8 protein-coding genes are annotated in these 11935 nt (G+C 56.3%); 6 read left to right on the forward strand and 2 right to left on the reverse strand.

Annotated elements, in window-relative coordinates; translation table 11 throughout:
- The first annotated feature begins 4 nt into the window (after window positions 1–4).
- Window positions 5–3805: an AsmA2 domain-containing protein YhdP gene (gene yhdP, locus PYW49_RS09450; RefSeq protein ID WP_320386315.1), complete on the forward strand. Its 3801-nt coding sequence runs from the start codon at window positions 5–7 to the stop codon at window positions 3803–3805.
- An 84-nt stretch (window positions 3806–3889) separates the two neighbouring features.
- Entirely contained in the window at window positions 3890–5335 is a 1446-nt protein-coding gene (gene tldD, locus PYW49_RS09455; RefSeq protein ID WP_320386316.1) for a metalloprotease TldD, read from the forward strand.
- A 44-nt stretch (window positions 5336–5379) separates the two neighbouring features.
- Here the strand turns inward: tldD and PYW49_RS09460 are convergent, their stop codons facing one another.
- Window positions 5380–5994, reverse strand: a complete 615-nt coding sequence (locus tag PYW49_RS09460; RefSeq protein ID WP_320386317.1) for a YagU family protein — start codon at window positions 5992–5994, stop codon at window positions 5380–5382.
- A gap of 136 nt (window positions 5995–6130) precedes the next feature.
- Entirely contained in the window at window positions 6131–7057 is a 927-nt protein-coding gene (gene aaeR, locus PYW49_RS09465; RefSeq protein ID WP_320386318.1) for an HTH-type transcriptional activator AaeR, read from the reverse strand.
- A gap of 179 nt (window positions 7058–7236) precedes the next feature.
- On the opposite strand from aaeR, the gene aaeX reads away from it, so the two are divergent.
- The 4 genes from aaeX (at window position 7237) to PYW49_RS09485 (ending at window position 11898) form a co-directional block, all read left to right on the forward strand.
- Window positions 7237–7440 carry a p-hydroxybenzoic acid efflux pump operon protein AaeX gene (gene aaeX, locus PYW49_RS09470; protein ID WP_003860416.1) on the forward strand — a complete coding sequence of 68 codons (204 nt, stop codon included), beginning with the start codon at window positions 7237–7239 and terminating at the stop codon, window positions 7438–7440.
- A 7-nt stretch (window positions 7441–7447) separates the two neighbouring features.
- The gene (gene aaeA, locus PYW49_RS09475) at window positions 7448–8380 is read left to right on the forward strand and encodes a p-hydroxybenzoic acid efflux pump subunit AaeA (RefSeq protein WP_032659667.1); all 933 of its coding nucleotides are present in this window, start codon (window positions 7448–7450) and stop codon (window positions 8378–8380) included.
- A gap of 5 nt (window positions 8381–8385) precedes the next feature.
- Complete coding sequence (gene aaeB / locus PYW49_RS09480) at window positions 8386–10353, forward strand: p-hydroxybenzoic acid efflux pump subunit AaeB (RefSeq protein WP_320386319.1); 1968 nt, start codon at window positions 8386–8388, stop codon at window positions 10351–10353.
- Between the two features lie 90 nt (window positions 10354–10443).
- Complete coding sequence (locus tag PYW49_RS09485) at window positions 10444–11898, forward strand: NAD-dependent succinate-semialdehyde dehydrogenase (RefSeq protein WP_320386320.1); 1455 nt, start codon at window positions 10444–10446, stop codon at window positions 11896–11898.
- Window positions 11899–11935: the final 37 nt, after the last annotated feature.

An 11935-nucleotide genomic window follows, 5' to 3' on the forward strand; every position in this document is an offset into this window, starting at 1 on the left:
ATGCGTGAGGCGATTGCCGGGGATTTTATTGCTTACAGGGGCAACGCTGGTCGTGATTGTCGCGTTGCTCGTGAGCGGGCTACGCCTCGTTTTACCGCATCTGGACAGCTGGCGTCCGCAGCTTCTGGCAAAAATCGAATCCACCACCGGCGTGCCGGTGAACGTAAGCCAGCTAAGCGCTAACTGGCAGAATTTTGGCCCGACGCTTGATGTCCGGGATATCAACGCCAGCCTGAAAGATGGCGGCTACCTCAAAATTAAACGCGTGACCCTGGCGCTGGACGTCTGGCAAAGCCTGCTGCATCTGCGCTGGCAGTTTCGCGATCTCACCTTTTATCAACTCCAGTTTCTGACCAATACGCCGCTGTCTGGTGGCGATAGCAGTCAGGGTCTTGAAGCCAACCGCTTCAGCGATCTCTTCCTCCGCCAGTTCGATCATTTCGATCTGCGCGACAGCGAAGTGAGCTTTATTACTCTTTCTGGCCAGCGCGCCGAACTCGCGATCCCTCAGCTGACCTGGCTCAATGGCAAAGATCGACACCGCGCCGAGGGGCTGGTCAGTCTCTCAAGCCTGAACGGCCAGCACGGCGTGATGCAGGTGCGCATGGATCTGCGGGACGATGACGGCCTGTTAAACAACGGCAAAGTCTGGCTACAGGCCGACGATGTGGATGTGAAGCCGTGGCTGGGCGACTGGCTCCAGCAAAATATGCAGCTGGAAACGGCCCGTTTCAGCCTTGAAGGCTGGCTGACCCTGACGAAAGGTGAATTTGCCAGCGGTGATATCTGGCTCAAGCAGGGGGGCGCAAGCTGGAAAGGCGAAAAACAGCAGCACCAACTTTCCGTTGATAACCTCACTGCGCACGTGACGCAGGAGAAAGAGGGCTGGCAGTTTGCCATTCCGGATACGCGCATCACCATGGACGGTAAGCCATGGCCGCGCGGTGCGCTGACGCTTGCCTGGATGCCGGAGCAGGACGTTGGCGGTGCGGCCAGCAAACGCAGCGACGAGCTGCGCATCCGTGCCAGTAACCTGGATTTGGCCGCCATTGAAGGGCTGCGCTCAATGGCAGCAAAGCTCTCTCCGGACCTGGGGGAGATCTGGCTGGCCACGCAGCCGAGCGGGAATATAGACGCCCTGGCGCTGGATATCCCACTACAGGCGACAGAAAAAACCCGTTTCCAGGCAAAATGGAAAAATCTTGCCTGGAAGCAGTGGAAGTTGCTGCCGGGTGCGGAGCACTTTAGCGGCAAGCTGGAAGGCAGCGTGGAGAACGGCAGGCTGACGGTTGATATGCACGACGCCAGAATGCCTTACGAGACGGTCTTCCGCGCGCCGCTGGAAATTGAACAGGGCAGCGCGGTGCTTAACTGGCTCCGTAACGATAAAGGTTTCCAGCTTGATGGCCGCCATATCGACGTAAAAGCCAAAGCGATACATGCGCGTGGCGATTTCCGCTATCTGCAGCCAGAAGGTGAAGAGCCGTGGCTGGGTATTCTGGCCGGCATCAGTACCAGTGACGGTTCTCAGGCCTGGCGCTATTTCCCGGAAAACCTGATGGGTAAAGCGCTGGTAGACTATCTGAGCGGTGCGATTCAGGGCGGTCAGGCCGATAGTGCCACGCTGGTCTACGGCGGTAATCCGCATCTGTTCCCGTACAAGCATAATGAAGGTCAGTTCCAGGTGCTGGTGCCGTTACACAACGCCACCTTCGCGTTCCAGCCAGGCTGGCCCGCGCTGAAAAACCTGGACATCGAGCTTAACTTTCTCAATGACGGATTATGGATGAAGTCAGACAGCGTTGCGCTGGGCGGCGTGACGGCCAGCAACCTGACGGCAAACATCCCGGATTATTCAAAAGAGAAACTGCTCATTGATGCCGACATCAACGGACCGGGCAAAGCGGTGGGACCTTACTTTGAGGAGACGCCGCTGAAAGAGTCGCTGGCGGCGACGCTCCAGCAGCTGCAGCTTGATGGCGATGTGAATGCTCGCTTACATCTTGATATCCCGCTGGACGGTGAAATGACCACCGCCAAAGGTGACGTCCGCCTGAAGAACAACAGTTTGTACATCAAACCCCTTGAAAGCACCCTCAAAAATCTTAGCGGGCAGTTCAGCTTTGAGAACGGTAACCTGAAGAGCGAGCCGCTGACCGCCAGCTGGTTTAATCAGCCCGTGAATATCGACTTCACGACCACCGAGGGCGAAAAGGCATATCAGGTGGCCGTCAATCTGGACGGTAACTGGCAGCCATCGCGTATGGATGTTCTGCCGAAGCCCATTGAGGCATCCGTGAACGGCGCGGTAGCCTGGCAGGGCAAAGTCGCCATTGAGCTGCCTTATCACGCGGGGGCACATTATCAGGTCGACATCACGGGCGATCTGAAAAACCTTCATAGCCAGCTGCCTGCGCCGCTGGATAAACAGTCCGGACAGCCGCTGCCGGTGAAGCTAAACGTCGATGGTAACCTGAACAGCTTCGAGCTGACCGGAAGCGCGGGTGGGACAAACCATTTCAACAGCCGCTGGCTGCTCAACAGCAAGCTCACCCTCGATAAAGCTATCTGGACAACGGATAGCCGTTCCACGCCGCCGCTGCCGGAGCAGGCAGGCATTGAGCTCAATCTCCCGCCGATGGACGGTGCAGAGTGGCTGGCGCTGTTCCAGAAAGGCGTAGGGCAAAACGTCGATCAAACCGCTCAGTTCCCACAAGCCATTACCGTACGCACGCCGTCGCTGATGCTGGGCGGGCAGCAGTGGAACAACCTAAGTATTGTCTCACAGCCCACCGCTAACGGCTCGAAGGTGGAGGCCCAGGGTCGAGAGATTAACGGTACGCTGACTATGCGCAATAATGCGCCGTGGCAGGCGGCGATCCGCTATCTCTATTACAACCCGGCAAGCGCGAGCGGGAAAGACCAGCCGGCAGAGACGTCGCCGTTGAGTAAGACATCCCGCGTCGATTTTAGCGGCTGGCCCGATCTCCAGCTGCGCTGTGCAGAGTGCTGGCTGTGGGGGCAAAAATATGGCCGTATCGACGGTGATTTCGCCATTCATGGAAACTCGCTTACGCTCACCGGCGGGCTGGTCGATACCGGTTTTGGCCGCATGACGGCCGCAGGGGAATGGGTGAATAACCCGGGCGAGCAGCGTACGTCCCTGAAAGGTGACATTAAAGGCAACAAGCTGGATGCGGCAGCCAATTTCTTTGGTATCACCACGCCGCTGCGTGGTTCGTCATTTGACGTCGATTACGATCTTCACTGGCGTGATGCGCCGTGGAAGCCGGATGAGGCCTCGCTGAACGGCATTCTGAAAACCCGCTTCGGCAAAGGTGAAATCGCAGACGTGAGCACGGGGCGCGCCGGGCAGATCCTGCGCCTGCTGAGTTTTGATGCGCTGCTGCGTAAGCTGCGCTTCGATTTCAGCGATACTTTTAGCGAAGGTTTCTACTACGATTCCATCCGCAGTACGGCGTGGATCAAGGACGGCGTTATGCATACGGACGATACGCTGGTGGACGGCCTGGAAGCGGATATCGCCATGAAAGGCTCAGTCAACCTCGTGCGCCGTGAACTGGATATGGAAGCCGTCGTGGCACCGGAAATTTCCGCAAGCGTAGGCGTGGCGGCGGCCTTTGTGGTGAACCCGATTGTCGGTGCGGCGGTGTTTGCCGCCAGTAAAGTGCTGGGGCCGCTCTGGAGCAAGGTCTCCATTCTGCGCTACCGCATCACCGGTCCGGTGGATAAACCGCAGATTAACGAGGTGCTGCGCCAGCCGCGCAAAGATGCACAGCAATGATTTGACGTGGGCAGGTAATTGCCTCACTCTCAATAAATACGATCTTTATACCGCCACGGGCGGCAACGAACGAGTAGCAATACGATGAGTCTGAACCTGGTAAGTGAACATTTGCTCGCAGCGAACGGCCTGAGCCATCAGGACCTGTTCTCCATTCTTGGTCAACTGACCGAACGCCGTCTCGACTACGGCGATCTCTATTTCCAGTCGAGCTATCACGAATCCTGGGTTTTAGAAGACAGCATCATCAAAGATGGCTCTTATAACATCGACCAGGGCGTCGGCGTTCGCGCCGTCAGCGGCGAGAAAACCGGTTTTGCCTATGCCGATCAGATTAGCCTGGCTGCACTTGAGCAGAGCGCGCAGGCCGCGCGTACCATTGTGCGTGATACCGGCGATGGTCGTGTGAAAACCCTGGGTGAAGTGTCGTATTCTGCACTTTATACCAGCATCGATCCGCTGCAGAGCATGAGCCGTGAAGAGAAGCTGGATATCCTGCGCCGCGTAGACAAAGTGGCGCGTGCTGCCGATAAACGTGTACAGGAAGTCTCAGCAAGCCTGAGCGGTGTCTATGAATTGATTCTGGTTGCGGCCACTGACGGCACTCTGGCGGCAGATGTTCGTCCGCTGGTACGTCTTTCCATTAGCGTGCAGGTCGATGACGACGGTAAACGCGAGCGCGGCTCAAGCGGCGGCGGCGGTCGTTTCGGTTATGACTGGTTCCTGGGGGATGTTGACGGTGAAGCGCGCGCTGACGCGTGGGCAAAAGAAGCCGTGCGCATGGCGCTGGTGAATCTTAATGCTGTCGCGGCACCGGCGGGGTCATTCCCGGTGGTGCTGGGTGCCGGCTGGCCGGGCGTGCTGTTGCACGAAGCGGTAGGACACGGTCTGGAAGGCGATTTTAACCGTCGCGGTACGTCCGTATTCAGTGGTCAGATCGGGCAACTCGTCTCCTCTGAACTGTGCACAGTTGTGGATGACGGCACCATGCGCGATCGCCGTGGCTCGGTGGCTATCGACGACGAAGGTACGCCAGGTCAGTACAATGTGTTGATTGAAAACGGCGTGCTGAAAGGCTATATGCAGGACAAACTCAACGCGCGCCTGATGGGCGTAGCGCCAACGGGTAACGGTCGTCGTGAATCCTATGCGCACCTGCCAATGCCGCGCATGACCAACACCTATATGCTGCCGGGCAAATCCACGCCGCAGGAGATTATCGAATCCGTTGATTACGGTATCTTTGCGCCAAACTTTGGCGGCGGTCAGGTGGATATCACCTCCGGTAAATTCGTCTTCTCCACGTCAGAAGCGTATCTCATCGAGAAAGGTAAAGTGACCAAAGCGGTGAAAGGCGCGACGCTGATTGGCTCCGGTATTGAAGCCATGCAGCAGATCTCCATGGTTGGTAACGATCTCAAGCTGGATAACGGCGTGGGCGTCTGCGGTAAAGAAGGCCAGAGCCTGCCGGTTGGCGTGGGTCAGCCAACGCTGAAAGTGGACAACCTGACGGTGGGCGGCACGGCCTGACCTGCGTTCACATAAAAAAGGCGCTACGGAGTAGCGCCTTTTTTTTAACGTAAGTGACCCAGCGGTATCTCCGGATCCGGCTCGTGCGTGATGCGGTTGCGTAAATCGCGGCGAATGATTTCGATCGACCAGAACCAGATCAGATGACCCACGATCTCTGACACGTGTTCATACCAGGGAAGTTCGAACAGCGGTGGCGTCAGCCCCATCAGCGGGAAGGAGATCATATGAACAAAAAGCTGAGCTAACGCACCCGCCAGCAAACCCTGCCAGAGTTTAATTTTCGGAAAGACTTCAGCAACTACACAATACCCTACAGCGAACACGATTGAGAAAATAATATGTGTTACGCCAACCCAGTTAAATATATGTCCGGCAAAGGTATAAACCGCCGCGTTAGGATCGCCGACGCCCAGCCAGTCGCGTAAAAATACATAGGGAGGGTTTAGAAAATTACGGGAGCAATCAATCTGACTTGCGGCTCTTATTAATTGTTCGGGCCCGCACGCGGCGGTGAATAAATCGGTGGGGCTTCGGGGCGGGAGCGGCACCTCGGCGCCCCATTTGACAAAAGCGGAGACAATCCCTGCAATTAAACCGATGAACGCGGCGAGTCCATAGCGCCTGCGCGAAGGCGGTGTTTGTTCAAATATATTCATTTCTTTTCCTTGTTTAACGTCATCCTGCGGAATACATTTTGTTATTCAAATCAGCAACAAATTAATAACAGTCTGAATATCAGACTGTTTATAAAATAAAGGGCTAGTGGCTGTAGTGTCAATTAGCGCCAATTAGCTATTCTTTCCTTCTTCCCCGCATCCCCTGAAATAACTCCGCTACGTCCACAAAATACTCGGTCAGATAATTAATACACACCTGTACTTTAAGCGGCAGCTTGTCTTTCTCGGTATACAGGGCGTACACCGGACGCGGATCGGATTGATAGCGAGGGAACAGGATCTCCAGCACGCCGCTGTTGATCTCGTTGATCACCCACATCAACGGCACGTAGGCGATCCCGGCGCCGGCCACCAGCCAGCGTGAAATGGTCATGGGGTCGTTGGTGACAAACCGTCCTTCCGGCAGCAGTCGAGTGGAGATCCCTTCCGGGGCGATCAGCTCAAATTCATTGTCGGGCCGCACGCTGTACTCCAGCCACGAATGGTTGGTGAGGTCGGCGGGTTTCTCCGGAGCACCGTACTGCGCCAGATAGCTCTTCGAGGCGCAGACGACCATCGGCATGCTCCCCAGCCGACGCGAGAACAGACTGGAATCCTGCAGCGCGCCGACGCGGATCACCACGTCCAGCCCGTCGGCAATCAGATCCGGCGCCGGGATGCCCGTCACCAGATTGACGGTAAGCCCGGGGTACTCTTTCAGCATATCCGCGGTCATGGCAGCGAGAACATTTTGTGCCATAGTTGAGGAACACCCGATGCGCAGCGTGCCGATGGGGGTGTTGTTGAAGGCATAGAGCTGTTCGTGAACATCCTGCACTTCAAGCAGCATGCGGCGACAGCCCTGATAGTAAATTTTACCCGCTTCGGTTAACCCAATGCTGCGGGTACTGCGGTTGAGCAGCTTAACCTGAAGCTCATCTTCCAGTTTGGACACCGTCTGGCTAATGGATGAGACACTCATCTGAAGCTGGCGTGCAGCCGCGGTGAAAGAGCCCAGTTCCACCACTTTGGCGAAGACCGACATGCGTTTTAAACGTTCCATTGTTCACTCTGGCTTAAAAGTGATTTAGATCACATATTATAGATAACAGCATAACAGTTACGTTAATATATTATTAATTACATAACGGCTGCGCCATTCTCGCCCGACGTTTCTTGCTCTCCTGCGGTGGCGTGCGCTAAAAAATTCTGAAGCCTGCACTGTCTCTTATCAAGGTCAACATGAGTCTGTTTCCCGTTATCGTGGTGTTCGGTCTGTCGTTCCCACCGATATTTTTCGAGCTTCTTTTATCACTGGCGATCTTCTGGCTGGTGCGCAAGGTGCTGGTCCCTACCGGGATCTACGATTTCGTCTGGCACCCTGCATTGTTCAATACCGCGCTGTATTGCTGCCTGTTTTACCTGATATCGCGCATGTTTGTCTGAGGTTGATGTGAAAACGCTAACAAGAAAAATCTCCCGCACTGCCATCACGATGGCGCTGGTTATCCTCGCCTTCATCGCTATTTTCCGCGCCTGGGTCTATTACACCGAATCGCCGTGGACGCGTGATGCGCGCTTCAGCGCCGATGTAGTGGCAATCGCCCCCGACGTGGCCGGTCTTATCACGGCGGTTAACGTTCACGATAACCAGCTGGTGAAAAAAGATCAGGTCCTGTTCACCATTGACCAGCCTCGTTACCAGAAAGCGCTGGAAGAAGCGGAAGCGGACGTGGCCTATTACCAGGCGCTGGCTGCGGAGAAACGCCGTGAGGCAGGCCGCCGTAACCAGCTGGGCGTTCAGGCAATGTCCCGTGAAGAGATTGACCAGTCCAACAACGTGCTGCAAACCGTGCTACACCAGTTGGCGAAAGCGCAAGCGACGCGCGACCTGGCGAAGCTCGATCTCGAGCGCACCGTGATCCGCGCGCCGTCCGATGGCTGGGTCACTAATCTTAATGTCTATGCCGGGGAATTTATCACCCGCGGCTCAACCGCCGTGGCGCTGGTTAAACAGAACTCCTTCTACGTGCTCGCCTATATGGAAGAGACCAAGCTGGAAGGCGTGCGCCCAGGTTTCCGGGCGGAAATTACGCCGCTCGGCAGCAACCGCGTCTTTAAAGGCACCGTCGACAGCGTCGCCGCGGGGGTGACCAACTCCAGCAGTTCTAACGATGCCAAAGGGATGGCGACGGTGGATTCCAACCTGGAATGGGTGCGTCTGGCCCAGCGTGTGCCGGTGCGTATCCACCTTGACGAGCAGCAGGGAAATCTGTGGCCTGCGGGTACGACTGCAACGGTGGTGATAACCGGTGAAAAAGATCGAGATGCCAGCCAGGACTCTTTCTTCCGTAAAATAGCCCATCGCCTGCGCGAGTTTGGTTAATCGCTATGGGGATCTTTTCCATCGCCAGCCAGCACATTCGCTTCGCCGTGAAGCTGGCGTGTGCCATTGTGCTGGCGCTGTTTGTTGGCTTTCACTTCCAGCTTGAAACCCCTCGCTGGGCGGTGCTGACGGCTGCGATTGTCGCGGCGGGTCCTGCCTTCGCCGCGGGTGGGGAGCCCTATTCTGGCGCAATCCGCTACCGCGGAATGCTGCGTATCATCGGGACGTTCATCGGCTGTTTCGCGGCGCTCACCATTATTATCCTGATGATCCGCACGCCGCTGTTGATGCTGATGGTCTGCTGTATCTGGGCGGGTTTTTGCACCTGGATCTCCTCTCTGGTGAAAGTGGAGAACTCCTACGCCTGGGGCCTGGCGGGCTATACCGCACTGATTATTGTCATCACCATTCAATCCGAGCCGCTGCTCGCCCCGCAGTTTGCGGTTGAACGCTGCAGTGAGATTGTGATTGGTATCGTCTGCGCCATTGTCGCTGACCTACTTTTCTCCCCGCGCTCCATCAAGCAGGAAGTTGACCGTGAACTCGACGCGCTGATCGTTGCCCAGTACCAACTGATGCAGCTGTGCATTAAGCATGGCGACAGCGAAGAAGTGGATAAAGCCTGGAGCGGGCTGGTTCGTCGGACGCAGGCCCTGGAAGGGATGCGCAGCAATCTTAATATGGAATCTTCGCGCTGGGCCCGCGCTAACCGTCGCCTTAAAGCGCTCAATACCGTCTCTCTGACGCTCATCACCCAGGCGTGCGAAACCTATCTTATCCAGAACACGCGCCCGGAAGTGGTGACCGATACGTTCCGCGAACTGTTTGCCGAGCCGGTGGAAACGGTGCAGGACGTGCACAAGCAGCTTAAGCGCATGCGCAGGGTCATCGCCTGGACGGGGGAACGCGACACGCCCGTGACGATCTACACCTGGGTCGGCGCTGCGACGCGCTACCTGTTGCTGAAACGTGGCGCGATCGGTAACACCAAAATCAGCGCGGCGGAAGAAGAGGTGCTTCAGGGGGAAGTGGTGATCAAGGCGGAATCTGCCGAGCGTCATCATGCGATGGTTAACTTCTGGCGTACAACGCTTGCCTGCATGCTCGGCACGCTGTTCTGGCTGTGGACCGGCTGGACGTCCGGCAGCGGTGCAATGGTGATGATTGCCGTCGTTACCGCACTGGCGATGCGTCTGCCTAACCCGCGTATGGTCGCCATTGATTTTCTGTACGGTACGATTGCCGCATTGCCGATAGGCGCACTCTATTTCCTGGTCATCATTCCGTCTACACAACAGAGCATGTTGCTGCTCTGTATTAGCCTGGCGGTGATGGCGTTCTTTATCGGCATTGAAGTCCAAAAACGGCGGCTGGGATCGCTGGGGGCGCTGGCGAGTACGATTAACATTCTTGTGCTGGATAACCCGATGACCTTCCATTTCAGCCAGTTTCTCGACAGCGCGTTAGGTCAGCTGGTGGGCTGTTTCCTGGCGATGATGGTTATTCTGCTGGTACGGGATAACTCGCAGGCAAGAACGGGCCGCGTGTTATTGAATCAGTTTGTGTCGGCTGCGGTGTCGTCTATGACAACCAATACCGCGCGTCGTAAAGAGAACCACTTACCCGCGCTCTATCAGCAGCTGTTTTTACTGCTGAACAAGTTCCCGGGGGATATCGCTAAGTTCCGGCTGGCGTTAACCATGATCATTGCACACCAGCGTCTGCGTAACGCGCCTGTGCCGATCAACGACGATCTGTCGGCCTGGCACCGTCAGCTCCGTCGCACCGCCGATCACGTGCTTTCTGCGACAAGTGACGACAAACGGCGTCGTTACTTTACGCAACTGCTTGAAGAGCTGGATATCTACCAGGAGAAGCTTAAGGTCTGGGAAGCACCGCCGCAGGTGACCGAGCCGGTAGGACGGCTGGTATCAATGCTGCATCGCTACCAGAGTGCTCTCACGGATAACTGACTGAAGTAAAAAAGCCGACGCCAAAAGCGTCGGTTTTTTTGTGGCTATACTTATTTCGGCAGTCTTTTACATTACAGAAAGGGAGGGCATATGACGACTCAGGCGCTACAGGACCACATCCTTTTTCAGACCGGTTATCTGGTCAATGGAATCTGGAAAACGCTGGACACGACGTTTGATGTGCTGAACCCCGCTACCGGTGAGGTCATCGCCAGAGTGGCGAAAGCGGGTAAAGCGGAAACAGAAGATGCTATCGCAGCGGCTACCAAAGCCTTCCCGGCATGGCGTGCTAAAACCGCGAAAGAACGTTCGGCCATTCTGTACCGCTGGTACGAACTGATTATTGAGAATAAAAGCTGGCTCGGGCGGTTAATGACCACCGAGCAGGGCAAGCCCCTGAAAGAAGCGGAAGGTGAGGTGGAATACGCTGCCAGCTTTATCCAGTGGTTTGCCGAAGAGGCCAAGCGCGCTAACGGTGAAATAATTCCACCTGTCAAACCCGGATCGCGCATTCTGGCGACCCGTGAACCGATTGGCGTGGTCGCGGCAATTACGCCGTGGAACTTCCCGATGGCCATGCTCACCCGCAAGTTAGGCCCGGCGCTGGCAGCAGGATGTACCGGGGTAATCAAACCGGCAAATAACACGCCGCTCAGCGCCTTTGCGCTGCTTACGCTGGCAAAACAGGCCGGTGTGCCCGACGGCGTACTTAACGCCGTAGCCGGGAATACGCATGAGATCAGCGATGCGATTATGGCAAGCCGGGAGGTGCGTAAAATTTCCTTTACCGGCTCGACCTCCGTCGGCAAAACGCTGGTGCGTAATGCTGCAGAAACCATGAAGAAAGTCTCCATGGAGCTGGGGGGAAATGCCCCGTATATCGTTTTTGAGGATGCGGATATCGACGCTGCGGTTCAGGGGGCGATCGCCAACAAGTTCCGTAATGCCGGGCAGGTCTGCGTCAGCGTGAACCGTTTCTATATTCAGGAAACCGTCTACGACAAGTTTGTGAATAAACTTGCCGATGCGGTGAAGGCGCTGAAGGTCGGTAATGGTCTTGAAGACGGGGTCGTCGTCGGACCGCTGATTGAACCTGCTGCGGTCAACAAGGTGCGTGAGCATGTTGACGATGCCGTCGCCCGGGGCGCGACCGTACTGGCGGGCGGTAAGCCTCATCCGCTTGGAGGGAATTTCTGGATGCCAACCGTGCTGGGTGACTGCCATGAAGGTATGAAGCTGGCAGAAGAAGAGACGTTTGGCCCGGTTGCCGCGTGCTTCCGTTTCACCTCGGAAGATGAAGTTATCCAGCGCGCCAACAACACGCCCTATGGGCTGGCGGCTTACTTCTACACCCAGAATCTCTCACGGATTTTCCGCGTTTCACAGGCAATCGAGAGCGGGATGATTGGTATTAACGAGTGCGCCGTGTCCACGGAGCTTGGACCGTTTGGCGGCGTAAAAGAGTCAGGCCTTGGACGAGAGGGCTCCGTGCTGGGGCTGGAAGAGTATCTGGAAGTTAAAACCCTGCATATCGGGGGATTATAATAGACAGGGCGGCATCTGCCGCTCGCCTGGACTGGGT

The sequence above is a fragment of the Enterobacter chinensis genome, from assembly GCF_034008295.1.
Classification (GTDB): domain Bacteria; phylum Pseudomonadota; class Gammaproteobacteria; order Enterobacterales; family Enterobacteriaceae; genus Enterobacter; species Enterobacter chinensis.